The organism is Mucilaginibacter psychrotolerans (assembly GCF_004519315.1).
GTDB classification, from domain to species: Bacteria; Bacteroidota; Bacteroidia; order Sphingobacteriales; family Sphingobacteriaceae; genus Mucilaginibacter; species Mucilaginibacter psychrotolerans.
The window spans coordinates 205,469-231,984 of record NZ_SOZE01000004.1 but is presented as its reverse complement, the minus strand read 5'-3'; the positions used below and the strand labels follow the sequence as shown (position 1 = coordinate 231,984).

Here is a 26,516-nt window from a genome sequence, read left to right as displayed (position 1 = left end):
GATGGGGTTCTGAAAAAATTTCAGAATGACGTATGTCTTTTATTTCTGGAACGCGGGATTCAATTACTTCATCATTCAAAATTCGGGGTTCGGTATTCGATATTCAAACTGTTAAAGCTCAATCGTACCATGCCTGCCCACATCTGCACGATGCCCGGTCACAACCGCTTTGAGCATGTTGAACAATACCACCATACTGCTGCTGCCGCTATCCCAGTACTCGGCATCGGTGGGTGTAATTTTTAACAGCATCAGTTCGGGATCTTCCAACCCCTCGGGAAAAAAGGATTTTACAAAAGGGTTCCAAAGTTCCTTCATTTTTGCTTTGTCGTCTACCAGTACGGCTTCACCGATAATGCTGAGATAGGTATGGTTCTTCGGGTCGGAGTACGTAAGGGAAACAGAATTCTCTACGGAAATCTCACTGGCTTTCTCTGAGTGTTCGTTGGTGAAGAACCAGATATTGCCTTCGGCATCTACATCGGCTGTGCCCATAGGTCGGCTACTGAAACCACGCGCCGCGTTGTAGGTGGTCAGCATGGCGGTTTTCACTTCGTTGATCTCGTTGCGGAGGTACTTCAGGTTTTCGGTGGTAGGGTGTGTGCTCATCTCATTAAAGAATTTGGATGAGTTATATACGAACAAATGCGATATTTGTTAGCGATGCCTGCAAAAAATATCGGATTGAAGGAGCTGAATATGGTTCCAGTTGCCAGGAACCACACCACATCGCGCCCGCAGAACCCCCTTTAAGGCCCGCCAAGCCATCAAAAAACAATAGACGACCACGAAGAGGCATGAAGCAACTAAACTCGCCACGGGGCTTAATTAACCACTAGGGAGAACTTTACTTATTAGGCTTACTTACGAAGGCATTCCCACGCAAATAAAACCTATAGGGCAGCAAGGCATCATCGCCGGCGTAATCCACGCCGATACGGGGGCCTGCGGCCACCTCAGCCGCATCAAAATGCAATCCGCGGTCTTCTACCCATATCGTATCGCTTTGCAGGCTACAGGCGTTTATTTTGCGCGATATCCCCAGTGCCTTTGCAACCGAGCCGGGGCCGCGGGTGATATGGTGTTTGAGGGTATCCATATTTCGCCGATGCATGATCACATCAAGCCCATCGGTAGGTACGATAGCGCGGATAAGGATGGCGTGCGGCTGACCCGCTACAGAGGTGACGATGTTAAACATCTCGTGGATGCCGTAGCAAAGGTAAACATAGGTAATGCCGCCTTGCTCGAACATGGTTTTGGTTCGCGGCGTAATGCGGTTGCCGTACGAATGGGAAGCTTTATCAATGATACCATTATACGCTTCTGTATCAACAATGTATCCGCCGGTAGTTACACCATCTATGCAGGTAAAGAGATACTTCCCCAATAAGTCCCGGGCGATGGCAACCACATCACTGCTCAGGTAATATGCCTCGGGTAGCTTCATGAGGTTTGCAGGATACCGGCCAGCAATTTGTTTATCTCATCTGCCCTGTCGAACACCATGATGTGTGTACCTCCTTTGATGATAGCCGTTGGGTTTTTGATTTTCTTCCATGGGAACACCTGGTCCTTATCGCCGATGATGTGGTATAAGTTGGCAATAGGCTCGGTATTGTTAAAATACAGCACGGCATGCATGGCCCATTTTAAAAAAACAGGCGAGGACTTGCTCAGCATGCTGTTGAACAAACTCAGTTCATCGGCAGACATCTTGCCGAATATGGGCCCCGCCAAAAAACCAAGCTTATTGAACAAGGTACCGGGGATGGGTTTGTAAACCGGCACGCTTCTGAACAACTTGAAATACCAGGGTGCTTCGTCGGCAGTTTTGATGCTCGATATCAAAATTACCTTTTGCAGCTTTACCTGCTTGGCAATTTCTACCGCAATCATCCCGCCCAGCGAGTCGCCAATAACAATTGAGTTATCGGCGATAGCATAATGGCTCACAAGCTTTTGTGCATAGGTAGTTAAAGTATCCGTTTCCGCAGGAATTATCCAATCGGCGGGCACGGGCTCATAACCTTCGGGCAAAACGATGTTTTGGTAAAGGCGCGTATCCGCACCCAGTCCGGCAATCAAAAATACCTTCGCCATTAAAATTTGATGAGCTTTATAATTTCGGCCAGGTACTGCGCGTCGGTCTCATCGAACTCGGCAAGCTCGACACTATCCACATCCAGCACCCCTACTACCTCGCCATCTTTGAACAGCGGCAGCACGATCTCCGAGCGCGAAAGCGAGCTGCAGGCAATATGCCCTGGGAACTCCTCCACATCGGGCACCACCAGCGTTTCTGCTTTAGCCCAGGCCGCACCGCAAACGCCCCTGCCCTTGCCTATGCGCGTACAAGCAACCGGCCCCTGGAAAGGGCCAAGTACCAGCTCATCGCCCTTCACCAGGTAGAAGCCCACCCAAAACCATTTGAACTGTTCCTTCAGTGCGGCGCAAACATTGGCCAGGTTGGCCACCAGATCTGGCTCGCCAAAAAGCAAAGCTTCAATCTGCGGAATAAGCGATTGGTATTGTTCGGCCTTATCTGCCGAAGTGGTTATTTTGAGGTCTTCTGCCATGGTGTAAAAGTAAGTAGCGAGGTGCAAAACTAAATAAGCCAAATCTCATATTTAATATTTTATTTCGCAGTAGATGATCGTCAGCCTCACCATTGTTCGTTACCGAAAAAGCTTCGTGCCATTCGCCCTGCTGGGTATGGCCGTACACCGTTTACCCATGGCCATGCAAGCAGGCTGCACGTTTTGGAAACTGTTGGGCACAGGCCGCAATGGCACGTTCGACCTGCAACCCGACTGGCAACACTGGGGCCTTTTGGCCGTATGGGATAGCCGCGAAGACTATGAAGAATTCCAACAAAAATCCTTCGTAAGCAAGTGGTGGAAAGCACTGGGCAGCGAGCAATGGACCGTACTTTGCCAGCCCGTGATGAGCCATGGAAAATGGGATGGAAAAGAACCCTTCGGCAAACCGGATGCTAAACCGGGTACCGGGCCAATGGCCGTGCTCACCCGGGCAACCATCAAAACCAGCCGACTAAAAAACTTCTGGAGCCATGTGGATGAGGTGGCCCAATTGATGACGAAGGCACCCGGTTATATCACGTCAATCGGCGTGGGTGAGGCACCGGTTTACCGGCAAGCCACCTTCTCGGTTTGGGAGAGTATGGACCACATGAAAGCCTTTGCCTATGGCAGCAAAGAACACGCCGAGGTCATCAAAAAAACCCGCAGCGAGGGCTGGTACAGCGAAGAGCTTTTTGCCCGTTTCGCCGTCCTCGAAAGCAGGGGCACACTGAATGGGAAGAACCCTTTGGAAGGGATAAATTTGAATAACGAATGATGAATAATGAACGCGGATTTCGAAGGAAAGAACTTCATCATTCGAAATTGGGAGTTCGATATTCGACATTTAAAAATTACCAAAATCAATAATCAACATGAGAATAATAGCCGAACTGCCGCACCCCGAATTCAAGATATCCATCCTGAACATGAACCAAAAATTCATCGTGAAGATTGAGAAGGGGAGCATGGAGCAGAGTTACAAGATACCCGAGATGGACCTGACCGATGGCGTGAACAGCGTTTTTGAATTGCTTGATGAAGAATTTTTAAAGACCGTTTCCGCTCGCTTTGCCGACATGCTGAAAGATTATCGCGAAGCCTACTACAGGTACAATTACTAATTAACAAAACGGTGTTAAATACCTGACAATTAACTATTTAATTTTAGTAAATCAAGATAACAGAATTTAATTTGGCAAAACAGTCAATCTTTGCCCTGAAAAGTTTAAGTTATCTAAATAAAAAATTCAACTAATACAATTTAAATCACTGATAAATAAATAATTTATCATTTACGATATAATTAAATTTGGCCATAAAATATGCCAAATAAATGGGCGGTTAAGCGGGTAAAAGGTCGATATACCAGAAACCGGATGTTTTTTTATCGGTATCCTTTACGCAGCTATCATCGGTATTTTCAGGAGCTTTATATTCCTTAAAAACGCGCTCACCAGTTTTGTACCCTATTGCCTCTTTGAAGATCGGACCCTTAAAAGTAAAGGTATGGAACTCGCCGTTCTCGCCGCAAACGTCCACCCCATCCGGCAAACCGGCAATCAGCTCTTCCCCTATTTTCTGGCCTAAAAAAGCTTCCAGCCGTTCCTGCACGCAGGCGATAACCGTACCGAAACCAAGGCTCAAAAACTCGTTGATCAGCTCTTTTGTGTCCCGTTTCCAGAGGGGGTAAATACCGGTCATACCCACCTCGGCAAGGCGGGCATCGCGGTAGTTTTTGAGGTCTTCCAAAAAGATATCGCCGAAGATGGAATGCGTTATTCCCTCGCTTTTCAGGTACTCCAGATGCCCGCGCATGATGTTGTCATAGGCCTCCATGCCGGGCATTTCGGGCAGGCGGATGGGGTACAAAGGGATACCGATTTGGGCAGCCTGCTGCTCCAAAAGTTCGTTCCGAACGCCATGCATGGATACCCTGTCGGCGGCATCATTGATGGTGGTAACAAGGTAGCAAATGTCGATTTCAGGGTTTTGCAGGCAATGGTAAAGGGCCAGGGCGCTGTCTTTACCGCCGCTCCAATTGAAGATAGCTTTCATTTGGGGTGAGTAGTTTTTAGTGAGTGGTGAGTGGTTTACAGCCAATATTTCATGGCAGATCACACCGCAATTCCAACTTCATCTCTCCGTTTTGGGCATTCATTATTCGATATTAAACGTGCTTAACCCATCAATTCTTCCACCAACATAGGCACGCCAATGGTGGCTTTGTAGGGCATTTCTACCACACGGCTGCCGGATGAAACGGGGATATTCGGGTCGATAATATAGCGCGTTACCTGGCGCGGAACATAGTTAATGAGGCCCGCAGCGGGGTACACGGCAAGGGATGTACCGACCAAAATAAAGATGTCGGCATCGCTGCAAATGCGGGCTGCGGTCTCTATCATAGGCACCGCTTCGCCAAACCAAACCACGTGCGCCCGCAGCTGCGAACCCAGTTCGCAGGTCTCTCCCATCTTAATTTCCCAACCATTTATGGGGTATGTAAGGGCCGGATTAAGGCTAGATTGCGAGCGTGTAATAACGCCATGCAGGTGTACTACATTGGTAGATCCGGCGCGTTCGTGCAGGTCATCTATATTCTGTGTAATGATGGTTACCTGGTACTTTTCTTCCAGTTTTGCCAGGGCAAAATGGGCCAAATTGGGCTGTGCTTCCAGCACCGATTTACGCCTTTCGTTGTAGAATTGTTGCACCATTTGGGGGTTGCGGGCCCAGGCTTCGGGGGTGGCAACGTCTTCTATATTGTAGCCCTCCCAGAGGCCGTCGCTATCGCGGAAGGTTTTTAAACCGCTCTCTGCGCTAATGCCTGCGCCCGTAAGGATGACGATATTTTCCATAATTCGGTGTTATTTTTCCTTAAAAAACCTTTGAATTTCTTCAAAAATCTTTAAAAATCTTACAAAAAAGGGCGGTTTTGACCATACAAAACCGCCCCTAAAATATCAAAAATTAAGGCTTAAAGTGCCAGTTGTTTCTTGTCTTGCAATACTACATACTTGCTTTTTGCAAGTTCGAAACCACCGAAAAGGATGGTACCGAATAGCAAATCGCCATACACCATATTCATTTCAAAAGGGATGGCCGCCACTAAAGAGGTACCGTAACCTGCCAATTCGTGCGGGTAAAAAGTGCCGTATAACCATGGCAAATCCATCACCAACCAGTGGATGAGTACCGACGCGATACCGGCCAACGCAACGTTCAAAACGTTCACCTTTTTAATCAGGCTGCCCACAAATATCATCAGCGCAAAGCATCCGTACATCCAAATATCGCTACCGCTAAACAGGGTGATTTTGCCGGTGTAGAAATAGTTCACCGGGATATTGCTCAGGAATATCGATACTAAAACAACCGCATATGCTTTCCATTTATCGGTAAAATACGCACCGCCAAACAAGGCGATAGCACCCAGCGGGGTGAAATTGCTTAGCCACTGGAATTTAAAGGTAAGCAAACGCATAGCTACCGATGCAATAATCATCAGGATAAGCACGGTGTTGCGGGTATTGATCTTTTGTAACGACATAGTTGAATAATGTAAGACAAATTTATTGATTAATGCTTGTAATATAAAACACTATTTAAACCGGTAGTTTGCCCCCAGCGTAAAGTTGGTGCGGCGGGTGTTATAGCCCAACCAATCTACATATTTGGTATCGAGCACGTTGTACACATCACCAAAAAAACTAAGCTGTTTGGTGGCGCTGTATTGCAGGTGCAGGTCTACCAGGTTGTAGTTTTTAAGCGTTGCAATAGTAGCCGGATAAGTGGCAAAATCCTGTTCGGTGCGGCTGCCGGTGTACTTATACACCACCCCGAAAAGGAAATCGGCAGTTGCCTGGTACGATACATTCGCACCGAAAGTGCTCTTCGGCCTGCGGTAAAGGTTGTTGGTGGTTACGCCGTCGGCATCGGTTAATTTACCGGTTACATAAGCGTACCATGCCGATGCGCTGAGCTTTTTATCGTGGTATTTCAGCTCGGTTTCAAAACCTTTGTCCTTTTGTAAGGTGCCGTTTTTGTAGAAAGAGCTGTATGGCGGCGTAGATTCGGAGAAGAAGTAGATCACATCCTTAGCATTGCGTTTGAAGAATGCCGCATTGAACGAAAGCGTATTTTTTAAAATCTCCCAATCAAACCCGGCCTCATAGCTGTGGGTGTATTCGGGTCTCAATTGGCTGTTACCGTATTCCGACGAAAGCTGATAAAGCGAAGGTGCTTTAAAAGCCGAAGCAATGGTACCGAACACCTTAAACTGATCGGCCAGTAATACCGACGGGTTGATGGTATAGGTAAACTTATCGCCAAAGGCACTATGGTGATTGTACCTGCCACCCAACTCCATGTGGAAAATATCCGATTTGAAAAACAGCGAGGCATAAACGCTTCCGATACCGCTATGGGCCGTGGTATCGCTTGGCCCGGGGTTATAACCCGGAACTTCATACAGGCTATGCTGGTTGGTATAGCTGTATTTATAGCCCGCGCCGCTGGTAATATCAAAATACTTGCCCAGGTTGTAATTTAAAACTGCTTCGGCATTGGTAATGCGGCCATAGTTAATGGTCTCCGAGTGGGTTCCGCCGTTATCGGGCGGCAGATTGGTGAAGTTATTGTGTACCGTATTCTGGCTTACATTAAAGTTCAGCAAGCCTTTTGGCAGTTGAATTTTTGCACCAACGCCACCGAATAAAAAGGTGTTTTTGTAATCATTATTCTGATCGTCCTTAAAAGCGCCGTAGGGCAAATTACCGTTGTTGCGGCTGATCTGCAGGTTGCCGTTAAGCGCGAATTTGTTGGTGATTTGCTGGTCCACATTCACGCTGGCTGAGCGCTGGTGGAAGCCGTCTTTCCTGAAATCGCCGATACCGGCTGCATCCGTCGAGGCAGCAAAACCTTTAGAATCGGTATTGGACAGGTTGATGGCGATGCCGGTATTCTTCAATTTACCATTCAATCCGGCGGCTTCTTTAAAGGTGCCGTAGCTACCGCCAACAAACTGCAGATTGCCTTTAAGTCCCTGCCCTTGCGGGTGTTTGGTGATGATGTTAATAACCCCTGCTACCGCATCAGAGCCGTAAAGCGTAGAGCCGCTACCCTTCAGTATCTCGATATGGTCGATTTGATCTAACGGGAAAGCGTTCAAATCGTAACTACCATCAATAGAAGCTGCATTATTTGCCGGGAAACCATCAATCAATATCAATGTATTACCCGTTGATGCGCCACGCAGAAAAACTGATGTACCTATGCCCGGTGCATTTTGCGCACCCGAAAAGGTAATGCCCGGCACGGTGTTCAGCAATTGCGGCAGGCTCCTGCCCTGCGATTGGGCAATTTGCTGTGCGCTGATGGTGGTAACCACCCTGCCTATTTCGCTTTGTTTTTTTGGTGAGCGGGTAGCGGTTACTACCACTTGGTTGAGTGCCCGGGTGGTGTCCTGGGCGCGGGCTGCAGTACTATGCAGCGCCAGTTGTGCAAGCCCCAGGCTTGCAGCAACGATTACGTAATTTTTTTTCATGTTGTTGTGAGTGTTAACCCCACAGCATACAAGAAATGAACAGAATGGAAATACACTGTAACGAAGAGCATTTGCACTCAAGCTTCAATCCCCGAAAGCTATGAATAATATAATGCTGAGGCAGGTATTCTGACTTGCTCCCCTTTGTCCTGCCTTCCCATTCGCGCAAAAACGAACAGTGACTTTAAAGATTGGACTCCGGTTGATAGAGCTTACAGCTGCGGGACAGTTACAGAATTACACTGTATTCCCTTTTAATCCCGATGGCAACACCGGGAACCTTTAGCGGGTGTAAAAGTACTACAAGGTTTATAAACCGCAAACAAAAGCTTGTATATTTATCCTATGGCAAGAATTGTCTGAACTCGAATTTTAAGGAATTTTTTGAATGGGCAGAATGATTATGTTGCCTTTTTCAATTCTGGAAATTGTTCTAATTCCTTAAAATTCGAGTTCAGACAATCTCACAGCCGCGACAAGCGTCCACGCTCAATAGGCCAAATCGGTGTGGAAGTTTACCATTTTTTGCATCCAGCATCGCCCGAATGGATGATTTGTTAATATATTTAGTGCAGACCGTAACCTATTAACCTACTACTGTACCCTAATTTAATCATACGTATGAGCTTAGATTTACAAGTATTTACCAAAACCCTGGATGACAACCTTATCCCCGAAATCAACAAACAGCTAAACAATTTTGATATGGTGGTGGAAGTTCATCCTGACTTTACCTTCACCACCCCAACCGGATTTTTACCATTTAAATTCAAATTCAACAACCCGAAATTCAAAGTTCTGGAAGGCAAAGACCTAATCAGCGGATTTGAGCTTTATAAAGATGATTTTAGTTTGGCAGAAAAACTGGAAGAGCTAAATCCCAAAAAGGGTTTCATGGGCAAACTGTTAAGCAAGAAAACGCCGGAAGAAACCTTTGCACCACCGGAGTTCGAAAAACGTTTGGCAAATTGCACTAAAGAAATAACCTTTGTTTGGCATGTCGGCGATACTTTCGAATTAAGATTCGCCGCCTTAACAAGTGCTATACTCACAAAACTAACGGATGGGGTTTGCTGTTACCCGGCGGACGACATCTGGTACGACAATGATAAAATAGTGGAGAATGCCTATAAAGAAGTAAAGGAATACGAAGACTCACTTAAAGAGAAGGATTTGAAATTTCACCTATTTACCAAATGGGAGTAAAAACTCACGCCGCGACAAGCGTCCACGCTTGGATGGCGGAGGTTTGTCTAAACTCGAATTTTAAGGAATTTTAAGAATGCACAGGATTCATTGTGCTACCCTGTATTCCGGAAGTTTCTTAAATCCTTAAAGTATGCAGCATTCGTTGAGCTACTCTTTTATTCTGAAAATTCACTTAATTCCTTAAACGGCGCAGCCCTCCTTGAGCACCTAATTACAACATCAGCGAAAAAATTCGAATTCAGACAATTGGCCCGAATATCAATTAAAAAGCACATATGACCACTCGCTTTCTCCTTTTCTTCACCCTACTATCCGGCATTGCCTCCGCGCAGCAAACAGATACTGTATTCTTAAAAACGCTGTTACAGGCGCATCCCGAGCTTTTCAGCGGGATATTGAATCACCCCACCCAAAACGAGGTGCAGATACTGTACACCCAAATAGACCGGGATAAGGACAATGTACCGCACTTTACCACCTACAGTTACCACCTTAACGCCAACCGCTATTTTTACCCGGCCAGCACGGTAAAGCTGCCAACGGCCATCTTCGCGCTGGAGAAAGCGAACGAATTGGGCCTCAAAAAACTAAAAAAAGCCGCCATGCTTACCGATAGCGCCTATGCGGGCCAAAGCCGGGTATTAACGGATACCTCGGCCATGAACGGACTGCCATCTATCGATAATTATATCAAAAAGATATTGCTGGTGAGCGATAACGATGCTTATAACCGCCTTTTTGAGTTTATCGGAAGGGCCGAAATCAATACCAAACTAAAGAAATACGGGCTGAATAACACCCGTATTGTTAGTCGCCTTGCTGTTGGCGATGGTGGTGAAAGCGCGCGTAATACCAATCCTGTTGCTTTTTACGATGGCAAAAAACTACGCTACAGCAAAGCCGCCCTGCGCGATAGCCTCAATTACCCCATGACTTTAGAGAACATGCTACAGGGCAAAGGCTACCTTAACCGCAAGGACAGCCTCGTTATGCAGCCCTTCAGCTTTGCCAATATGAATGTTTACACCATCGAAAACCAGCAAATGGTACTGCGCCGGTTGCTATTCCCGGAGACTTTTCCCACAGAACAACGTTTCAATTTAACGGCTGATGACTACAAATTCATCTATAAATACATGAGCATGCTGCCCACCGAAAGCAATAAACCCGGCTACCCCGCCCCTGAATTTTACCCTGCTTACTGCAAATTCCTATATTATGGCGCCGATAGTTTGGCAACGATTAACCCCGATGTGCGCATATTCAACAAAATCGGCGACTCGTACGGGTATGATATCGACAATGCTTACATCGTAGATTTTAAGAACAAGGTGGAGTTTATGCTGGCTGCTGTAGTACAATCTAACGAAGATGGCATCCTGAACGACAACAAATACGAGTACAAAACCGTGTGCCTCCCCTTCATGAAAAACCTGGGCCAGGTATTGATGCAGTACGAACTAAGCCGCCCCAAAAAGCACCTGCCCGATTTGAAGAAATTCAAGTTTGTTTACCGCAATTGAATATTATTTAACTAAAAGAAAACTTCGGGATGCTGCGGCTGTTAAAAATGGGTAAAACATTAGCATCCACCATGACAACAGCAAACATTAACAGATACCGAGGCCCGGCAAAAGAGCAGGGCGCAAGCATAAATTTATCAACCGCCGAACGCACCATATCTATAGCAACCGGCACTAAACTGGCGCTTTCCGGCCTGAAAGGCATTTTCAAGAGTCCGTTCTCCAGCATTATTAAGATTGGTGCAGGCGGTTACCTGCTTAACCGCGGTATTACCGGGCATTGCGATTTGTATTCTGCCATGGGCCGTAACTCCACCGAGCCGGTTAACGTGAACATCCGTTCGGCCTATTTCATCAATAAACCAAGGCAGGAAGTTTACAATTTTTGGCGCAAGCTGGATAACCTGCCCTTGTTTATGAAACACCTGAAAAGCGTGGATCTGATAGACGACACGCGTTCGCACTGGGTATTGAAATTACCCTTAGGCGTACCTGCCGTAAGTTGGGATGCCGAAATAGTGCACGACGACCCGGGCTATATGATCGGCTGGAGCTCCTTACCCGGTTCATTGATTGATAATGCCGGCAAAGTGCGTTTCCAGGATAGCGAAGACGGCGATGGCACTTTGGTAGATATCACCATCTCCTACCGCCCGCCTGCAGGCGGCTTCGGCGGCGGTATAGCCCATATCCTGAACCCGGTGTTTAAAAATATGGTGGATAACGATGTGCGTAATTTTAAACAATACATGGATATTGAAGGTGGCAACGCCCCATACGCTGCGGCTTACGAAGAGCCGGAGGCATATGTGATTGAAGGCATTGTGATTGAAGAAGAAGAGACTGGCTATCAGGAAGCTGCCCGGCACGAAAAAGAACCAACTGCGGAAAACAGTGATACGTCGACAGGTGATGAGGTTGAGCAGCAAAGGCAATGGCCGAATGCGGAGGGGAATAAATACTAAATCCCAGCCGTCATACCGAACTTGTTTCGGCACCCCACACGGCAGGTAGTCGGCATGCAAGGCGGATACGCACTGCGGCTACTTTTATGATGGGGTTCTGAAACAAGTTCAGAATGACGTTTGGGGTAAGTATCGAATAAAAAGCGGCCTTCGATTACACGGAGGCCGTTCTCACCGCTGCCGCAAGCGTCCTCGCTTGTGGCCCGGATGCAAAGTACACGTCATGCAAAGCAGCCGCTGTCGCAAGTGTCCCCGCTTGTGGCCAGCATGCAAAGTTTTCGCCATGCAAAGCAGCCCCTTATAAAAGATAACCCATTGCCATATATAGCCAGCCGCTGCCGCAAGCGTCCCCGCTTGTGGCCCGCGTGCAAAGTCTACGCCATACAAAGCAGCCCCCTCATGCAGAATTACTTTGCCATATAATTGATGTTTATTATTTTTAGGCATGAGCCGCAATTACAAGTTCCACAATCCGGAGGGTTTATATTTTGTAAGTTTTGCTACCGTTTTTTGGGTAGATGTTTTTGTACGACGGCTGTACTTTGATTGCATCGTAGAAAACCTTAACTATTGCGTTGATAACAAAGGAATGGAAATTTACGCATGGTGCATTATGCCAAGCCACATTCATTTGGTTTTTAAATCGACTATCGAAAAGCCTGAAACTTTGATAGGCGGGTTCAAATCGGTTACTTCCAGAAGTCTCACTAAACTAATCGAAGGTAATATGCAGGAAAGCCGCCGAGAATGGCTTTTGAACGCTTTTAAAAAAGCCGGGGTGGCAAACTCAAACAATACCAATTACCAGTTTTGGCAACAGCATAACCAACCCATCGAACTTTGGAGCAACGAGGTTATACAACAAAAGATAGATTATACGCACAACAATCCGGTAGAAGCCGGCTTTGTTGAAAATGATTACGAATATTTATACAGAAGCGCGCGCGATTACGCCGGTATTAAAGGCCTGGTAAAAGTAATTGTTGATTAGACAACATCCGCTGATTTGCATGCGGGCCACAAGCGGGGACGCTTGCGGCAGCATGGTGGCAACATGAAAGATAAACTAATGTGGCAATGTGGTCAAAAATGGTTGGTAATAAGTTCAGATAAAATTACTATAGTTTTTTCATTCGAGAAATAAAATCTGCTTATAGCATTCCATGCGACATATTTGTTGTTGGCTGTGCTCTCTTATGGCTAAGAAAACTCGCCTTTAAAAAATCAATTGGAACCAACTTCAATTAGGAAAATACATTTAATTGATAATCAATATTATACGAGGGTTTTACCAACCATTTTTGACCAGTATGTCACTAATGTATTAATCTAATTCGCCTAAATACGGGCACGAAAATCACAAATATTAAATGAAAAAGGTAGACTTAATGAAGGTAATTAATTTGATTTTATTATCTTTTTTTATTCAAAGTAGCAAGGCTCAGAATTTGCGCCGAGATAGCAGCATCCATTTAGATATTGAATTTGGAGAACATTTTAAAAAAGACAAGGTTGATTTATTTATAAATGACTCACTGATTTTTAAAAATGCAATATTAACGAGCAATAAGTATTATGGTTTAACGTATGTTTGGGTAACTGTGGAAAAGAAAAATGGCAGATACTTTATTTCTACTTCCGAGACTAAAACGTCGTATCCCATTACTATAGATTCAGAGGTCGGTAAAATTAATCTGCGTTATCATGGGAAGCTAAAAAAATTTGAAATTAAAAGTGTAAGAGGCAAGTATGTTGTTTTTAATACTGGTCGCCATAGCGAAATAACGTGCACACAAACGGTACGTCCACCGTTGTTTGATTAAACTCTAACATATAAAGCATTAGTCAAATTCGAGGCAATTTGTTTCGGCTTTAACTGCGGGCATAGTCGTACTCTCGCCTAACTAAATGGCACGAGGTTTATCAGATTTGTCATTGCTGCGGCCTATGAGGCACCGGCGCGACTAGGCTGTCTCATCATCTGCAAATCGTTTTGCATGGCGAAGAGGTTGCTTCAAACCCTACGCGCTTTACCCCCCCCCGCCGTTTTCGCAATGAAATAGTTTAAAGCATTGGCTGGCTACTAAAACAAAAAACGGCCTCCGATTACTCGAAGGCCGTTTTTATATATTTAAAGAATTTTGATTCTTATTTCACTGCATCAATAACTGCTTTGAAAGCATCAGGATGGTTCATGGCTAAATCGGCTAATACTTTACGGTTCAAACCGATTTCTTTAGCGGCTAATTTGCCTATTAATTGTGAATAAGAAATACCGTGTTGACGGGCACCTGCGTTGATACGTTGTATCCACAAAGCGCGGAATTCTCTTTTCTTGGTTTTACGGTCGCGGTATGCGTACTGTAAACCTTTTTCTACTGTGTTTTTGGCAACGGTGTAAACCTTGCTTCTTGATCCCCAATAACCCTTGGCGAGGATCATAATCCTTTTCCGGCGTCTTCTCGACGCGACTGCGTTAACTGAACGTGGCATGTGTTGTTGTTTTTGGTAGTGAGTGTCCGGTTAAGGAGCTTTTGTACTCTAATACCTGGTTAAAAAATTTGTGTAATTACTTTCCGATACAAAGCATACGTTTTACGTTACCAAGGTCAGCCTTAGAAACTAAGCTGGTGTGACCTAAGTTACGCTTACGTTTTGTCGACATCTTGGTTAAGATGTGGCTTTTGTATGCGTTTTTACGGGAAATTTTACCGGTTCCAGTAAGCTTAAAACGCTTTTTAGCACTGGAATTGGTTTTCATTTTTGGCATAACTCTCTATTATATATATTTAATTTATTCTGTTTTTAGAAACAAGAGCTAAGAGCCAGGAATCAAGACAAAACTCCTGGTTCTTGATTCTAACAATCTTGCCTCTACTTCTTCGCTGCTTTAGGCGCTACGGTTAAAAACATCCGCTTGCCTTCCAACTTTGGCAATTGCTCTACCTTGCCCACTTCTTCCAGGGCCTGTGCAAAACGCAGCAACAATATCTCGCCCTGCTCTTTATACACAATTGCGCGGCCTTTAAAGTGCACGTATGCCCTCACCTTTTCGCCGGCCTCCAAAAAGCTGGTGGCATGTTTCAGCTTGAAGTTGAAATCGTGGTCGTCCGTATTCGGTCCGAAGCGGATTTCTTTGATAACGGTTTGCTTAGCGTTACTTTTTATCTCTTTAAGCTTCTTTTTTTGCTCGTAAATGAACTTGTTATAGTCCGTTACTTTACAAACGGGTGGATTAGCGTTGGGAGAAATCTCAACTAAATCGAGTTCCTGCTCCTGCGCTATAGCCAAAGCATCTCTTAACGAGAAGATACCCTGCTCAACGTTGTCACCTACAAGGCGCACTTCCTGTGCCCTGATGAACTGATTGATATTATGTTCGGCCTCTTTTTTCTTGAAAGGAAGCCTTGGTCCTCTGTTGAAAGGTTTGTTTAATGCCAAGTTATACTGTTATTTCTTTAATTATTTGTTGTTTCAATTCTTCTATGCTCATGCTTCCCAAATCGCCCTTGCCATGCCTGCGAACCGAAACCTGCCCTTCGGCAGCCTCTTTTTCGCCCACTATGAGCATATAAGGGATTTTTTTGACCTCAGCATCGCGTATTTTGCGACCGATTTTCTCGTCCCTGAAATCAATTAGCCCGCAAATATCGGAATTCTTTAACTCATCTGAAAGTTTTTTTGCATAATCTTCATACTTTTCAGATATAGGCAAAATAATAAACTGCTCGGGCGATAACCACAGCGGGAAATTACCTGCGCAATGCTCTATCAGCACGGCAATAAAGCGTTCCATTGAGCCAAATGGCGCGCGGTGAATCATCACCGGGCGGTGTTTCTGGTTATCGCTGCCGGTATATTCCAGCTCGAAACGCTCGGGCAGATTATAATCTACCTGTATGGTACCCAACTGCCATTTGCGGCCCAGGGCATCTTTCACCATAAAATCGAGCTTAGGGCCATAAAAGGCAGCCTCGCCCAATTCCACCACAGTAGTTAATCCTTTTTCAGCTGCTGCTTCAATGATGGACGACTCGGCCAGGGCCCAGTTTTCATCAGTACCGATATACTTGGCTTTGTTCTCCGGATCGCGCAGCGAAACCTGTGCGGTATAGTTCTCGAAACCCAGGGCACCGAATACGTATAATACCAGATCAATAACCTTCTTGAACTCTTCCTTCACCTGGTCGGGGCGGCAGAACAAGTGGGCATCATCCTGTGTAAAGCCACGTACGCGGGTTAAACCGTGCAGCTCGCCGCTTTGCTCGTAACGGTACACGGTACCAAACTCTGCCAAACGAACGGGCAGGTCCTTGTACGAGCGTGGTTTTGTTTTATAAATCTCGCAGTGGTGCGGGCAGTTCATCGGTTTCAGGAAGAACTCCTCCCCTTCCTGCGGGGTACGTATCGGCTGGAACGAATCCGCGCCGTATTTTTCGTAGTGGCCCGAAGTTACATATAGGTTTTTATGGCCGATGTGCGGAGTCATCACCTGCTCGTAACCGGCTTTTACCTGTGCCCGTTGCAAAAAGTTCTGCAGGCGTTCGCGCAGGGCGGTGCCTTTGGGCAACCATAATGGCAAACCCATACCCACCTTTTCGCTGAATGCGAACAATTCCAGTTCCTTGCCCAGCTTGCGGTGGTCGCGTTTTTTTGCTTCTTCTATCAGGTGCAGGTATTCAGTCAGCTCGCTTGCTTTAGGGAAAGTAACCCCGTAGATGCGTGTAAGCTGCTTGCGGCTCTCATCGCCGCGCCAGTAGGCACCGGCAAGGCTCATGAGCTTGGCTGCTTTTACGAAGCCTGTATTGGGGATATGCGGCCCGCGACACAGATCGGTAAAGTTACCTTGTGTGTAAAAAGTGATGCTGCCATCGGGCAGATCTTTAATCAGGTCGAGTTTGTATTCGTCGTCTTTCTCGGTAAAATAAGCAATTGCGTCGGCTTTGCTCACCGGCTTGCGGATGTACTCGTTCTTGGCCTTGGCCAGTTCGATCATCTTATCCTCGATCTTCTTGAAATCGTCGGAAGAGAGGGTTTTGTCGCCAAAATCCACATCGTAATAAAAACCGGTTTCGATGGCCGGACCAATACCGAACTTAGTACCCGGATACAAAGCCTCCAAAGCCTCGGCCAGCAAGTGCGCCGACGAGTGCCAGTAGGTTGCTTTACCTTTAGGATCGTTCCAGGTCAGTAATTTTACGGCTGAATCTTCATCAATAGGGCGGCTGGCATCCCATACTTCGCCGTTTACTTCGGCGGCTAATACGTTACGTGCCAAACCTTCGGAGATAGACAAAGCTATCTGCATGGCAGTGATTCCTTTGTCATACTGACGAACGGAACCATCGGGAAGTGTAATACTAATCATCTACAACTATGATTTGAGCCCCTCTCTAAATCTCTCCCCTCAAGGGGAAAGACTTTCCAGAAGCCCGGTTAAAAATTTATAAATAGTGAGCTATAAAAATCACATACTAACGTGATTTGCATTTGGCGCAAAGGTAGGATTAATTTTATAGGCTGGAAGTCAATTTTAATTTAGGTGGCAGAAATGTACCTTAGCCCAAGTCGTCAAGTTAAGATTTTTTATCTCGCAAAGCCGCCAAGGCCGCAAAGGGGTAAACCTAAATTCTTTGCGAGCTTTGCGGCTTTGCGTGAATTTATTTAATTCAATATACCCTTAACTCAATGACAGTGAACCATGAATCGCCGAAAGGAACCTCTATACCGAAAAGAAAATAAGGCATCGTTGCGCCTTTGTTGGTCTTGTGACCAACAAACCGAATATCGCAATCAACAACGCTAAACTGAAAAAAGTTATTAGTGACAATAACAACGGCGGCGGAGATATAATCCTTCAGGGCAGAGGGTATTTATGGCGTTCCCTGCGGGCCGCGCTATCCGTTACAACTCCTCATTCCGTCCCCACTGATAGAAGTGGGGACTTCATTCCAGGGTTTCCACTACTATCGCTAACGCGGGTTATACAGCAAGTCAAATAACTTAACAAAACCACATTAACACTCTTCACTATTTTCCTTACTTTCACCACCACCAAATTATCTTATTACAATAACCATGATTATCTACGGAACCACGGCCAAAGCGCTCACCACCGAACAGGTAGTAGATGCCTGCCCCAACTGCAACTCGCGCAACACAGTACACATCAGTGTGCTGCAGCAATGGGCGCACATTTTTTGGATACCTTTATTTCCTATCGGGAAAACGGGCGTTTCGCAATGCACGCACTGCAAACAGGTGCTGAAACTAAAGGAAATGCCCGCCGGCCTGCGCCTGAGCTACGACAACATCAAAGCGCAAACCAAAACCCCGGTGTGGACCTTCGCTGGCCTGTTGCTGATTGCGGTGGTTGCGGTGGCAATTACCGTTAATCAACAGCAAAAATCCCAAAAAGTAACCCAAATGATTCCGTCCCTAAAAAAGGGGGATATCATCCATATACGTTTAAGCGATACGGCTTTTACCGTGGCCAAAGTTAATCGTGTTAAAGGCGACAGCGTCTTTCTGCTGGATAGCAAATACCAGATAAATCACGGCTACATGGATATCAGCGACCTGGAAAGCAAGGAATTCGAGACTCAGGAAGAGGCTGTTTCTGTTGCCGATTTAAAGGCAATGGACAAAAAAGAAGAAATAATTGATATAAAGCGGGAATAATCAAACCCTTTAGTGGATGATTTAATATCGAACACCGAATGCTGAATTGCCAATAATAAAGGAAACTTCGATATTCATGATTCGACATTCAGCATTCGATATTATTCCCTAAAAACGCAAAAAGCCCCTACCAGGGGCTTTTTGCGTTAGCGGTATTTTACTACTATAAATTGTCTATCGTTTCCTGTTCTTTCAATGCAGCGATGTTGTTCTTGTCGCTAAACTCGTCGGTTTGAGTGGCGAAATCTTCCAGGATACTGGCAATGGTATCCAGGTTATCTGCTACACGCTGATGCATGTCGGGCAGGTCCTTTTCCAGGCGTTTGTTGCCCAGGTCCATATTATCCACTTCTATCTTGCCCAATTTTTGGATGATTGCCTGCTGGCTATTTTTTAAATCTTCCAATTCATGGACTATCTTCTCCATCAATCCAAATTTCTTTAACTTATCCATAATAATATTTTCTTTACGTTTAAATATGCAACACCGAAAAGATAAATTTGTTTAGCATTTGGAATTTCAGTTTACAACTAATAACTTAGTTATATGAAATACATCCTTTCTTTCCTCCTGTTAACATGCCTACGGATAAGTGCTTTTGCACAAAATAAAGCCGATGATGCGCTGCTTTTAGATTATTACCAGAACCAACGCTTTGCCGAAGCTGCCGACTACTTAAAATCTGTTTACGCCGAACCCATTACCGACCCGAAAGCCCTCTCCCAACTGGCTTATACCACCAATATGGCTGGTCGCCTGCCCGAGGCTGAAGGATATTACCAACGTATTTACGATATCGATTCAACCCGTTTGGGCACCTTGTTTAGTCTGGGCAATATCAATATGCGCCGCGGCAACTCCCTAAAAGCCGAAATCTATTATAAACGTATAGCTGCCCGCGACAGCACCAACTTTATGGTATTTAAGCAGCTGGCGCAACTGAGCCTGGATAAAGTCGACATCGGCTCACAGATTGCTTACCTGCAAAGGGCAAACAAACTCAACCCTGCCGAACCGGATGTAGCCGCAGACCTGGCCAACCGCTATATCGAGATAAAGCTACTTCCCCAGGCCGAAAAGGTGCTGACGCTGGCCGTAGCCGCCGACCCGGAAAACATCGTATTGTTGGAAAGCCTGATGAAGCTGAACTTCGCCCAAAAGAAATGGCCTGAAACCGTAGATGTTTGCAATAAGCTGATCAAAGCGGGCAATAACGCCAGCGGCATGCTGACCAAACTGGGTATATCGTATTTTAACTTAAAAAATTATACCTGTGCTATCGAGTCCTTTGCCAGCATAGCACAGCCCGCACAAAACGAATACACCTATTATTATACTGCCATGTGCTACAAAGCTATGAAGGACCATAAACAGGCAATAGCTTACCTGCAAAAAGCCATAACAGAAGGCATATCGCCCAGCATAGCATCATACTACGGCGAAATAGCGGATAGTAACGAGAAGCTTTCCCAATACAAAAAAGCGGTGCAGGCCTACCAGAAAGGATTGCAGTTTGATGAAAGCCCGCTGATATACTACTCGCTGGCCAATTTATACGAAACAAATTTAAAGGATAATAAAAGCGCACTCAAATACTATAGGAAATACCTGGCTAGTAAACCGCCTAAAGGACAGCAGGCTTATATCGCTTATGCTAAAAGCAAGGTGAAGTAATTGACGAAAAATTCGACAAGAAGAGCGGGGGTACGTGCGATTCCCCTCTTGAGAGGGGTGCAGGGGTGTGTTGGCGGCAAATGCATAGCAGACCAACACACCCCTCCCACCGCTCATATCCACCTCGCCCCCTCTCAAGAGGGGAAAAAGAAAGGCCTTACCTAAACGCCTTCCTATCCAGCTCGCTGAATTTCTTTTTCTTACCGGCGAAAAAATCCCATACGATGCTTCGGGCATAATAGCCGGTAAGGTTTTGCCAGCCGCTGCGTTTGATCTTCCGCCCCTCGCCTTTGGTTTTCCAGAACAGCCTACGCGCGAAGTTTTGGTGCGCCTTACTGATGGCCCAGGCATTTTTGCCCTTGCCCTCCAGCAGGAATTTGAGCAGTGCCAGCAAATCTAGCCAAAAGCGGATGCCGATAACCCAAAATGCCCGCCAAAACGGTAGGTTATTCTTCAGCATTAGCAGGTTATTGCGGAAGTTGAGATAAGTTTTGAAAGGACTTTCGGCATTGAGCGTGCCTCCGCCTACATGGTACACCGTTGATGCCGGGCTATACATAATTTTGTAGCCCATATTTTTCAATCGCCAGCAAAGGTCAATCTCTTCCATGTGCGCAAAAAAGGTCTCGTCGAGGCCGCCAGAGGCATCCCACAATTCCTTTCTGATGAACAGTGCCGCGCCCGATACCCAAAAAACTTCGCTTTGCGTATCGTACTGCCCCTTATCTTCTTCCAGCACGTCGAATATTCGCCCACGGCAGAACAAATAGCCAAAATGATCCATAAATCCCCCGGCTGCGCCCGCGTATTCAAAGTGTGTTTTTTGGTGGTACGATTTCAGTTTCGGTCCGGCGGCGGCTATGCGCTCGTCACTTTCCATCAGGGCAATTATCGGCTCTATCCAGTTAGGGGTTACCTCTACGTCGGTATTCAACAGTACATAGTAATCGGCCTCTACTTGTGTAAGTACGCGGTTGTAGCCGCCGGTAAAGCCGTAGTTTTCATCGTTTTCGATGATCCTTACGGTTGGATAGGTATCACGCAAAAAGGCCACCGAACCATCGGTAGAGGCATTATCGCCCACCACCACATCCAGGTTGGGATAAGTAGAGGCTACCACCGATGGCATAAACTGCTGCAGGTGCTGCATGCCGTTCCAATTCAATATAACTACGGCAACTTTTGGCGTGCGCATCATTTCCTGAAATCCTCGGGTTTAAATTTCCAGCGTTTGTGGCTCCAGAGCCAGTACTGCGGGGTTTCTTTGATCTGCTTATCCAAATAAGCCACATGCGTATTGGTTATCTCGTACTCGGCGGTATCTTTCGGGTTATCTATCAGCGGCACTAGCGTGTAGGTATAATACCCGCGTTTAACGCGTTCTATCCGGTAAAATACCACGGCGGCATCCGTCATCTTCGCTATCTTTTCTATCCCCAAAAACACGGCGGTGGGCTGATTCAAAAAGGTGGTAAAATAATTCACCTCGTTTACACCAGGGGTTTGATCTGATGCCAGCACGCTCACGATGCGCTCATTTTTTAGACCGATGATGGTGCGCAGCGTTTGTTTCATGGTCACCAGCATAGAGCCGAAACGCGCCCGCTGTTTATTTAAAAAGGCATCGAACGTGGGGTTGGTAAGCGGTTTGTAAACGATAATGGTTTTATTGGGTGTAAGCAAACCAAAGGCCAGTGCCGACATTTCCCAGTTACCATAATGCCCGGCAGCTGCAATGATGCTTTTGCCCTGGCTAAAGTAATGGTCAACAATCTCGGGGTTGGTCATGTGCATGCGTTTGCGCAATTCCTTTTCAGATATGCTGACCATCTTGAAGGTCTCCACCAGTAAATCCGCCATGTATTTAAAGTAGTCCTTTTCTATCTTCAGGCGTTCGGCATCGCTTTTATCGGGAAAGGCGTTGCGCAGGTTATCGCGCACTACACGGCGGCGGTACTTCGCTACGTAATAGATGATGAGGTAAAGGAAATCGGAAAAAAGGTATAAAAACCAAAAAGGCAGCAAGGAAAACAGGTACCAAAAAAATATACCTATACCGTCTGCCGCTTTTTTTAACATTATTTTAACCAATTTTGCCACAAACATAAAAAATATATATGATTGAGAATGGTGCTGTTTTCCCGATGTTCTACCTGCCGCCGATAGCCTATTTTACCGCGCTGCAGCAGCATAAACCCAATGTGCTGATAGAAAAGGAAGAACATTTCCCCAAGCAAACCTACCGCAACCGGGCAAACATTTACTCGCCCGACGGCTCGCTGGCCCTTACCGTACCGGTAATTAAAGGCGCCAAGAACCACACCAAAATAAAAGACGTACTCATCAGCTACGATTTTAAATGGCAGCGACTGCACTGGCTGAGCCTGCAGGCCTGCTACCGCCGTTCGGCTTATTTTGAGTATTACGAAGACGATTTTGCGCCTTTTTACGAAAAGCAATACACCTATCTTTTTGATTACAACTGCGAACTGCTGGAACTGCTGCTACGCCTGATGAAAATGAAGCTCCCCCTGCAGTTTACCGAAAGTTACGAGGCCGAATACCCAAACCTGGTTGATTTGCGTTATACCATGAGCGCAAAAAGCCCAGCAGAAATCGAACAAAAACCTTACTTCCAGGTTTTTGAGGAACGCCTGGGTTTCCTGAAGAACCAAAGCATCGTAGACCTGCTATTTAACCAGGGGCCGCAGGCCGTTAATTATTTGTAGATGAGTAATTTTAACAAACGGGTACACTTTAAGAACAAGAAACGTAAGATTGAGGTGGGTGCCAGTCCCGGTACCATAAATATACCCGATGATGCGCTGAAGCCACAAATTGTTGTTTATTCGTTCAACGAGACCGATCTGCAAAGCAGCAAGGGCTGCGATCTGAAAACGATAACGGCGCAACTGAAAAAATGCACCAACCATACCCACTGGATAAAGATAAATGGCCTTGGCGATGCCGCGCTGATAGAAGACATCGGCACCTTTATGGGTATAAACCACCTGGTTTTAGAGGATGTGGTGAACACCCACCAGCGGCCCAAATTTGATGAATACGAAGGCTACGTGTTCGGCACCAGCCGCATCATTTACTTTAACGACGAAGGCGAACTGATAAACTGCCAGTTTAGCAGTATTGTAAAAGATAACATCATTATCAGTTTCGAAGAGAGCCACCTGGATTACTTCGAGCCGGTAAAGACCCGTTTGAAAGCCGGTAAAGGTATCATCCGTACGGCGGGGCCTGGCTATATCTTTTACGCCCTTACCGATACCATACTGGATAACTATTTCGTGGTGCTATCGCAACTGGGCGACCGGATAGATGCCACCGAAGACAAACTTTACGAGCGCCCCGATAAAAGCATCATGTTTGAGGCGCAGCAACTGAAACGCACGCTCATCATCATCCGCAGATCCTGCTGGCCCGAGCGCGATAAGATCAACGATATGATCCGCAGCGAAAGCGAATTGATTACCAAAGAGGTAAAGATATACCTGCGCGATGCCTACGACCATTGCATCCAGGCCATGGATATGGTGGAAAGCTATAAAGAAGTCACCAGCAGCATCATAGATTTGTACCTGAGTATGGTAAGCAACCGCATGAACGAGATCATGAAAGTGCTTACCATCATCTCGGTAGTGTTTATTCCCCTTACCTTCATCGCCGGTATCTACGGTATGAATTTCAGCCGCCAGGACGATCACGGCCACCTCATACCCGATAACATGCCCGAGCTATACTGGCCGCACGGCTACGTGTATGCACTTATCCTCATGTTCGGCATTGGCGCAGGGCTGTTATTCGTGTTCTGGAAAAAGGGGTGGTTTAATAAGCTGTAACCCGGAATTATACGATTAAGCAGATTTATACAATTTTAGTTGGTAAGTTTCGCAAGCTACTTACCAATCAACGGAATCATTTAATCATTAAAATCAGCGGTTCAGACGAATTTTGCCTTCAACCACTTCCTCACCGGTTCATCATACAACTTCAGCGCCGCATAAGCCAGCAGGATAAAAAAGAAGAACAAACCAACCGCTACCGCGATAACAGCAACAGGCTCGGGTTTGGCTTTGGCAATCCAGAACATATAAACATAGATGAACGGGTAGTGCATAATGTAGATGGGGTATGATATATCGCCCGAAAACTTGCAGAGTGTGGCCCAACGACCGGCAATCTGCCCCCCTGCCCCGGCAGCTACAACAAGCGGGAAAAAGATGATAATGCACAGGGCATCGAAATAGCCGTTCCAGCTATAATAAGGGAAAAAGAACAACACTGCCAATAAAAGCGAACAAAGCGTATAAGCCATAGGTATGCGGATAAGCTTGCCGGTACGAAAAAGCAGCAGCCCCGCAAAGAACGGGAACATCATCCGCACCGGTGCAACCCAGATGTTGGGATATCCTTCCGAACCTTTCCCGTAAAACCAATCGGCAATAAAAGCCGATTTTATTTTCATATAACCCCAGCCGGTTCCCAAATCGCCATGATCTACCGATACCACCGTAAGCACCACCGCACTGATGATTACCAGCACCCATAGGCCGGTTTTGCTGAGCTTGCGGCCCACTATGGCATACAGGAAGTTGGCCAGGTATTCCTGCAAAAGGCTCCAGCATGGGCCATCCAGCGGGTGGGTTTCGCCCCAACCGCGCACATCGGTGGTAGCAGGGAGCAGCGTAAACCCGAATAATATTACAGCGACGAACTTACCGATATTGACTAACTGCATATCTTTATAAGGATCTAACCAAAAACAGATGGCACCTACGATGGTGCCCAATATCACCAGTGGATGCAGGCGGAAAAGCCTTATTTTGAAGAATTGCCCAACCGTCATACCCTTGGCCCAACGATCGTCATAGGCGTATCCTACTACGAAGCCCGATAGCAGGTAAAAAAAATCTACCGCAAGATAGCCGTGGTGCATAGGGTGCTTAGGCAATTCGGGAAACTTAGCTTCCAATAGGTGGAAAATCACTACCAAAAGCGCGGCAGTTCCGCGCAGGCCATCCAGTATAGGATAATGGGGTTTACTCATGAAGGTTTAAAATAATCGGTTCGGGGTACAAGATAAGTTTACGTGGGCAGATGTGCAAATGATGGTCGGCCTCTTTGAAGAAAACAAGCGCCCGGCTCATTTTTCCTCACGAAAAAGAGTTGCCCTATAGTAGAAATCAACAAATACTTAAAAGTTGCGCGCTATAAAATTCCTATTAGTTGTACGAAAAGCTTAACTTTACGGCAACCCTATACGATATTTACTATGGCTTCTTACCACTTCTCCGAGAAGATTATGATCAACAAGCCCGCCGAAGTAATTTTTGACTACACGCAGAACTACAGCAAACGGCTGGATTGGGATACTTTTTTAAAACAGGCAGAATTGATTAACGGCGCTACCGAAGCTGATAAAGGCGTAAGAGCCTGGTGCGTAGCCCGCAATGGCATTGGCATGGAAACCAAATATGTTACCTATAACCGCCCCCGCACTACTGCCGTAAAAATGACCAGGGGCCCCTATATGTTCAGCTCTTTTGCGGGTTCGTGGAAATTTAGTACCCTTGAGCCGGATAGATCCAAGGTAACCTTCTTTTACACTTACAGGCTGCGTTTCCCTTTTACGCTGGTTGGCGGCCTCATTAAAAGTAATCTGCGCGGCAATGTAAGGCAACGCCTGCGCGATTTGAAGAAATGTGTGGAGGGGGCTTAATCGCTACTTGGGGCATGCGGCTTATGAGTCTTTAAATCCGTTTCTTATCGCTCGCAGATTAACTCACCCTGTCTGCCGACACGCAGGCCCGACGACCCGCATGCGCAGGCGTAGACCCTTCTCTCTGCTCCGCAAAGAGGGTTTCAAAAAATAAAACGGAACAAAAGCCTTCTCTACGAAGTAAAGAGGTGGTCGAGCGAAGCAAAAACCGGGCCTGCCTGTCGGCAGACAGGTGAGTCCACTCGCGACGCGGACATTAAGCCCCTGGAATCAATTCTATTTGCTTCGGCGCGGCTTTGGCTGCTTTGTTAGCTTGGATATAGCTATCTACCGCCGCTTTTAAGCGGAAATAGCGTTGCTTCTCGAATAAGGCCAGCTTGGGTTTTACATCGTCCAGCATTTCTACGGCCTCGGCCAGGTACTGCCTCAGTTGCTCTGTGTCGTTTGTATGTTCCATAGCCTGGTAATTTATCGTCAAAAATAATAAACACCAAGCTTAAATACTAATATTTTTAGCTTTTTAATCAAGTTGCTTCATATGAAATTGCGGCTTAAAGACCCAACCTAAACGGTGAAGCCCTTATTAAACAATCCTCTCC

29 protein-coding genes and 1 riboswitch are annotated in these 26,516 nt (G+C 46.1%); of the genes, 12 read left to right on the top strand and 17 right to left on the bottom strand.

Annotated elements, in window-relative coordinates; all coding sequences use genetic code 11:
* Positions 1-111: 111 nt before the first annotated feature.
* The 4 genes from E2R66_RS06625 to E2R66_RS06610 all read right to left on the bottom strand — a co-directional run bounded on the left by E2R66_RS06625 (position 112) and on the right by E2R66_RS06610 (position 2,579).
* Entirely contained in the window at positions 112-609 is a 498-nt protein-coding gene (locus E2R66_RS06625; RefSeq protein WP_133227621.1) for a pyridoxamine 5'-phosphate oxidase family protein, read from the bottom strand.
* Positions 610-847: 238 nt separating this feature from the next.
* Positions 848-1,450, bottom strand: a complete 603-nt coding sequence (locus E2R66_RS06620; protein ID WP_133227623.1) for a DNA-3-methyladenine glycosylase — start codon at positions 1,448-1,450, stop codon at positions 848-850.
* A complete protein-coding gene (locus tag E2R66_RS06615) occupies positions 1,447-2,103 on the bottom strand; it encodes an alpha/beta hydrolase (RefSeq protein WP_133227625.1) in 657 nt (218 codons plus the stop codon). Before E2R66_RS06615 ends, E2R66_RS06620 begins: the two co-directional genes overlap by 4 nt.
* On the bottom strand, positions 2,103-2,579 hold the full coding sequence (locus tag E2R66_RS06610; protein ID WP_133227982.1) for a GAF domain-containing protein: 477 nt from the start codon (positions 2,577-2,579) through the stop codon (positions 2,103-2,105). The genes E2R66_RS06615 and E2R66_RS06610 overlap by 1 nt, the downstream gene beginning before the upstream one ends.
* Before the next feature lie 73 nt (positions 2,580-2,652).
* Between E2R66_RS06610 and E2R66_RS06605 the strand changes: the two genes are divergently transcribed.
* Positions 2,653-3,360 (top strand): DUF3291 domain-containing protein, encoded by a 708-nt coding sequence (locus E2R66_RS06605; RefSeq protein ID WP_133227627.1) that lies wholly within the window; start codon positions 2,653-2,655, stop codon positions 3,358-3,360.
* A 97-nt stretch (positions 3,361-3,457) separates the two neighbouring features.
* Positions 3,458-3,706 carry a hypothetical protein gene (locus tag E2R66_RS06600; protein WP_133227629.1) on the top strand — a complete coding sequence of 83 codons (249 nt, stop codon included), beginning with the start codon at positions 3,458-3,460 and terminating at the stop codon, positions 3,704-3,706.
* 220 nt (positions 3,707-3,926) lie between these two features.
* On the opposite strand, the gene E2R66_RS06595 is transcribed toward E2R66_RS06600, so the two are convergent.
* The 4 genes from E2R66_RS06595 to E2R66_RS06580 all read right to left on the bottom strand — a co-directional run bounded on the left by E2R66_RS06595 (position 3,927) and on the right by E2R66_RS06580 (position 8,130).
* Positions 3,927-4,640, bottom strand: coding sequence for a Dph6-related ATP pyrophosphatase (locus E2R66_RS06595; protein WP_133227631.1), 714 nt, complete (start codon positions 4,638-4,640; stop codon positions 3,927-3,929).
* Positions 4,641-4,762: 122 nt separating this feature from the next.
* Positions 4,763-5,443 carry an SIR2 family NAD-dependent protein deacylase gene (locus E2R66_RS06590; RefSeq protein WP_133227633.1) on the bottom strand — a complete coding sequence of 227 codons (681 nt, stop codon included), beginning with the start codon at positions 5,441-5,443 and terminating at the stop codon, positions 4,763-4,765.
* 119 nt (positions 5,444-5,562) lie between these two features.
* Positions 5,563-6,135 carry a DUF6580 family putative transport protein gene (locus E2R66_RS06585; RefSeq protein WP_133227635.1) on the bottom strand — a complete coding sequence of 191 codons (573 nt, stop codon included), beginning with the start codon at positions 6,133-6,135 and terminating at the stop codon, positions 5,563-5,565.
* A 51-nt stretch (positions 6,136-6,186) separates the two neighbouring features.
* Positions 6,187-8,130 (bottom strand): TonB-dependent receptor plug domain-containing protein, encoded by a 1,944-nt coding sequence (locus E2R66_RS06580; protein ID WP_133227637.1) that lies wholly within the window; start codon positions 8,128-8,130, stop codon positions 6,187-6,189.
* Between the two features lie 102 nt (positions 8,131-8,232).
* Positions 8,233-8,429: riboswitch (cobalamin riboswitch) on the bottom strand.
* Positions 8,430-8,751: 322 nt separating this feature from the next.
* On the opposite strand from E2R66_RS06580, the gene E2R66_RS06575 reads away from it, so the two are divergent.
* The 5 genes from E2R66_RS06575 (at position 8,752) to E2R66_RS06555 (ending at position 13,650) form a co-directional block, all read left to right on the top strand.
* Positions 8,752-9,336 carry a hypothetical protein gene (locus E2R66_RS06575; protein ID WP_133227639.1) on the top strand — a complete coding sequence of 195 codons (585 nt, stop codon included), beginning with the start codon at positions 8,752-8,754 and terminating at the stop codon, positions 9,334-9,336.
* Positions 9,337-9,614: 278 nt separating this feature from the next.
* A complete protein-coding gene (locus tag E2R66_RS06570; protein WP_133227641.1) occupies positions 9,615-10,862 on the top strand; it encodes a serine hydrolase in 1,248 nt (415 codons plus the stop codon).
* A 71-nt stretch (positions 10,863-10,933) separates the two neighbouring features.
* A complete protein-coding gene (locus tag E2R66_RS06565; RefSeq protein ID WP_158288346.1) occupies positions 10,934-11,827 on the top strand; it encodes an SRPBCC family protein in 894 nt (297 codons plus the stop codon).
* Between the two features lie 445 nt (positions 11,828-12,272).
* Positions 12,273-12,818 (top strand): REP-associated tyrosine transposase, encoded by a 546-nt coding sequence (locus E2R66_RS06560; RefSeq protein ID WP_133227645.1) that lies wholly within the window; start codon positions 12,273-12,275, stop codon positions 12,816-12,818.
* A 379-nt stretch (positions 12,819-13,197) separates the two neighbouring features.
* On the top strand, positions 13,198-13,650 hold the full coding sequence (locus E2R66_RS06555; protein WP_133227647.1) for a hypothetical protein: 453 nt from the start codon (positions 13,198-13,200) through the stop codon (positions 13,648-13,650).
* A 325-nt stretch (positions 13,651-13,975) separates the two neighbouring features.
* Here E2R66_RS06555 and rplT read toward each other — a convergent pair whose 3' ends face one another.
* The 4 genes from rplT to thrS all read right to left on the bottom strand — a co-directional run bounded on the left by rplT (position 13,976) and on the right by thrS (position 17,195).
* Positions 13,976-14,320 carry a 50S ribosomal protein L20 gene (gene rplT / locus E2R66_RS06550; RefSeq protein WP_128535117.1) on the bottom strand — a complete coding sequence of 115 codons (345 nt, stop codon included), beginning with the start codon at positions 14,318-14,320 and terminating at the stop codon, positions 13,976-13,978.
* Between the two features lie 76 nt (positions 14,321-14,396).
* Positions 14,397-14,597, bottom strand: coding sequence for a 50S ribosomal protein L35 (gene rpmI / locus E2R66_RS06545; RefSeq protein WP_133227649.1), 201 nt, complete (start codon positions 14,595-14,597; stop codon positions 14,397-14,399).
* A gap of 104 nt (positions 14,598-14,701) precedes the next feature.
* The gene (gene infC / locus E2R66_RS06540; RefSeq protein WP_133227651.1) at positions 14,702-15,268 is read right to left on the bottom strand and encodes a translation initiation factor IF-3; all 567 of its coding nucleotides are present in this window, start codon (positions 15,266-15,268) and stop codon (positions 14,702-14,704) included.
* A gap of 1 nt (position 15,269) precedes the next feature.
* A complete protein-coding gene (gene thrS / locus E2R66_RS06535; protein WP_133227653.1) occupies positions 15,270-17,195 on the bottom strand; it encodes a threonine--tRNA ligase in 1,926 nt (641 codons plus the stop codon).
* 710 nt (positions 17,196-17,905) lie between these two features.
* Between thrS and E2R66_RS06530 the strand changes: the two genes are divergently transcribed.
* Positions 17,906-18,508, top strand: coding sequence for a zinc ribbon domain-containing protein (locus E2R66_RS06530; RefSeq protein WP_133227655.1), 603 nt, complete (start codon positions 17,906-17,908; stop codon positions 18,506-18,508).
* A gap of 163 nt (positions 18,509-18,671) precedes the next feature.
* Here the strand turns inward: E2R66_RS06530 and E2R66_RS06525 are convergent, their stop codons facing one another.
* Complete coding sequence (locus E2R66_RS06525) at positions 18,672-18,962, bottom strand: hypothetical protein (protein ID WP_133227657.1); 291 nt, start codon at positions 18,960-18,962, stop codon at positions 18,672-18,674.
* Between the two features lie 93 nt (positions 18,963-19,055).
* Here E2R66_RS06525 and E2R66_RS06520 point away from each other — a divergent pair, with 93 nt between their 5' ends.
* Positions 19,056-20,183 carry a tetratricopeptide repeat protein gene (locus E2R66_RS06520; RefSeq protein ID WP_133227659.1) on the top strand — a complete coding sequence of 376 codons (1,128 nt, stop codon included), beginning with the start codon at positions 19,056-19,058 and terminating at the stop codon, positions 20,181-20,183.
* Positions 20,184-20,340: 157 nt separating this feature from the next.
* Here E2R66_RS06520 and E2R66_RS06515 read toward each other — a convergent pair whose 3' ends face one another.
* Together E2R66_RS06515 and E2R66_RS06510 are read right to left on the bottom strand one after the other, a co-directional pair.
* Entirely contained in the window at positions 20,341-21,378 is a 1,038-nt protein-coding gene (locus E2R66_RS06515; RefSeq protein ID WP_133227984.1) for a glycosyltransferase family 2 protein, read from the bottom strand.
* A complete protein-coding gene (locus tag E2R66_RS06510) occupies positions 21,378-22,262 on the bottom strand; it encodes a lysophospholipid acyltransferase family protein (protein ID WP_133227661.1) in 885 nt (294 codons plus the stop codon). Before E2R66_RS06510 ends, E2R66_RS06515 begins: the two co-directional genes overlap by 1 nt.
* Positions 22,263-22,300: 38 nt before the next feature.
* Between E2R66_RS06510 and E2R66_RS06505 the strand changes: the two genes are divergently transcribed.
* Together E2R66_RS06505 and corA are read left to right on the top strand one after the other, a co-directional pair.
* Positions 22,301-22,912: a WbqC family protein gene (locus tag E2R66_RS06505; RefSeq protein ID WP_133227663.1), complete on the top strand. Its 612-nt coding sequence runs from the start codon at positions 22,301-22,303 to the stop codon at positions 22,910-22,912.
* A complete protein-coding gene (gene corA / locus E2R66_RS06500; RefSeq protein ID WP_133227665.1) occupies positions 22,913-24,037 on the top strand; it encodes a magnesium/cobalt transporter CorA in 1,125 nt (374 codons plus the stop codon). It begins immediately after the preceding gene.
* 101 nt (positions 24,038-24,138) lie between these two features.
* Here corA and E2R66_RS06495 read toward each other — a convergent pair whose 3' ends face one another.
* Complete coding sequence (locus E2R66_RS06495) at positions 24,139-25,245, bottom strand: acyltransferase family protein (protein WP_133227667.1); 1,107 nt, start codon at positions 25,243-25,245, stop codon at positions 24,139-24,141.
* Between the two features lie 225 nt (positions 25,246-25,470).
* Here E2R66_RS06495 and E2R66_RS06490 point away from each other — a divergent pair, with 225 nt between their 5' ends.
* Positions 25,471-25,917: a type II toxin-antitoxin system RatA family toxin gene (locus E2R66_RS06490; RefSeq protein WP_133227669.1), complete on the top strand. Its 447-nt coding sequence runs from the start codon at positions 25,471-25,473 to the stop codon at positions 25,915-25,917.
* Positions 25,918-26,173: 256 nt separating this feature from the next.
* On the opposite strand, the gene E2R66_RS06485 is transcribed toward E2R66_RS06490, so the two are convergent.
* On the bottom strand, positions 26,174-26,374 hold the full coding sequence (locus E2R66_RS06485) for a hypothetical protein (protein ID WP_133227671.1): 201 nt from the start codon (positions 26,372-26,374) through the stop codon (positions 26,174-26,176).
* Positions 26,375-26,516 lie beyond the last annotated feature (142 nt).

What these genes read in the sequence shown, in the direction of transcription:
- E2R66_RS06615 (WP_133227625.1), bottom strand. Translation starts at nt 2,103, where the DNA reads ATGGCGAAGGTATTTTTGATTGCCGGACTGGGTGCGGATACGCGCCTT.
- E2R66_RS06530 (WP_133227655.1), top strand. Translation starts at nt 17,906, where the DNA reads ATGATTATCTACGGAACCACGGCCAAAGCGCTCACCACCGAACAGGTA.
- E2R66_RS06585 (WP_133227635.1), bottom strand. Translation starts at nt 6,135, where the DNA reads ATGTCGTTACAAAAGATCAATACCCGCAACACCGTGCTTATCCTGATG.
- E2R66_RS06605 (WP_133227627.1), top strand. Translation starts at nt 2,653, where the DNA reads ATGATCGTCAGCCTCACCATTGTTCGTTACCGAAAAAGCTTCGTGCCA.
- rpmI (WP_133227649.1), bottom strand. Translation starts at nt 14,597, where the DNA reads ATGCCAAAAATGAAAACCAATTCCAGTGCTAAAAAGCGTTTTAAGCTT.
- E2R66_RS06505 (WP_133227663.1), top strand. Translation starts at nt 22,301, where the DNA reads ATGATTGAGAATGGTGCTGTTTTCCCGATGTTCTACCTGCCGCCGATA.
- E2R66_RS06600 (WP_133227629.1), top strand. Translation starts at nt 3,458, where the DNA reads ATGAGAATAATAGCCGAACTGCCGCACCCCGAATTCAAGATATCCATC.
- E2R66_RS06495 (WP_133227667.1), bottom strand. Translation starts at nt 25,245, where the DNA reads ATGAGTAAACCCCATTATCCTATACTGGATGGCCTGCGCGGAACTGCC.
- E2R66_RS06570 (WP_133227641.1), top strand. Translation starts at nt 9,615, where the DNA reads ATGACCACTCGCTTTCTCCTTTTCTTCACCCTACTATCCGGCATTGCC.
- E2R66_RS06590 (WP_133227633.1), bottom strand. Translation starts at nt 5,443, where the DNA reads ATGGAAAATATCGTCATCCTTACGGGCGCAGGCATTAGCGCAGAGAGC.
- E2R66_RS06510 (WP_133227661.1), bottom strand. Translation starts at nt 22,262, where the DNA reads ATGTTAAAAAAAGCGGCAGACGGTATAGGTATATTTTTTTGGTACCTG.
- E2R66_RS06555 (WP_133227647.1), top strand. Translation starts at nt 13,198, where the DNA reads ATGAAAAAGGTAGACTTAATGAAGGTAATTAATTTGATTTTATTATCT.
- E2R66_RS06525 (WP_133227657.1), bottom strand. Translation starts at nt 18,962, where the DNA reads ATGGATAAGTTAAAGAAATTTGGATTGATGGAGAAGATAGTCCATGAA.
- E2R66_RS06575 (WP_133227639.1), top strand. Translation starts at nt 8,752, where the DNA reads ATGAGCTTAGATTTACAAGTATTTACCAAAACCCTGGATGACAACCTT.
- E2R66_RS06520 (WP_133227659.1), top strand. Translation starts at nt 19,056, where the DNA reads ATGAAATACATCCTTTCTTTCCTCCTGTTAACATGCCTACGGATAAGT.
- E2R66_RS06490 (WP_133227669.1), top strand. Translation starts at nt 25,471, where the DNA reads ATGGCTTCTTACCACTTCTCCGAGAAGATTATGATCAACAAGCCCGCC.
- E2R66_RS06625 (WP_133227621.1), bottom strand. Translation starts at nt 609, where the DNA reads ATGAGCACACACCCTACCACCGAAAACCTGAAGTACCTCCGCAACGAG.
- E2R66_RS06515 (WP_133227984.1), bottom strand. Translation starts at nt 21,378, where the DNA reads ATGCGCACGCCAAAAGTTGCCGTAGTTATATTGAATTGGAACGGCATG.
- E2R66_RS06560 (WP_133227645.1), top strand. Translation starts at nt 12,273, where the DNA reads ATGAGCCGCAATTACAAGTTCCACAATCCGGAGGGTTTATATTTTGTA.
- E2R66_RS06620 (WP_133227623.1), bottom strand. Translation starts at nt 1,450, where the DNA reads ATGAAGCTACCCGAGGCATATTACCTGAGCAGTGATGTGGTTGCCATC.
- E2R66_RS06485 (WP_133227671.1), bottom strand. Translation starts at nt 26,374, where the DNA reads ATGGAACATACAAACGACACAGAGCAACTGAGGCAGTACCTGGCCGAG.
- thrS (WP_133227653.1), bottom strand. Translation starts at nt 17,195, where the DNA reads ATGATTAGTATTACACTTCCCGATGGTTCCGTTCGTCAGTATGACAAA.
- E2R66_RS06580 (WP_133227637.1), bottom strand. Translation starts at nt 8,130, where the DNA reads ATGAAAAAAAATTACGTAATCGTTGCTGCAAGCCTGGGGCTTGCACAA.
- E2R66_RS06565 (WP_158288346.1), top strand. Translation starts at nt 10,934, where the DNA reads ATGACAACAGCAAACATTAACAGATACCGAGGCCCGGCAAAAGAGCAG.
- corA (WP_133227665.1), top strand. Translation starts at nt 22,913, where the DNA reads ATGAGTAATTTTAACAAACGGGTACACTTTAAGAACAAGAAACGTAAG.
- rplT (WP_128535117.1), bottom strand. Translation starts at nt 14,320, where the DNA reads ATGCCACGTTCAGTTAACGCAGTCGCGTCGAGAAGACGCCGGAAAAGG.
- E2R66_RS06595 (WP_133227631.1), bottom strand. Translation starts at nt 4,640, where the DNA reads ATGAAAGCTATCTTCAATTGGAGCGGCGGTAAAGACAGCGCCCTGGCC.
- E2R66_RS06610 (WP_133227982.1), bottom strand. Translation starts at nt 2,579, where the DNA reads ATGGCAGAAGACCTCAAAATAACCACTTCGGCAGATAAGGCCGAACAA.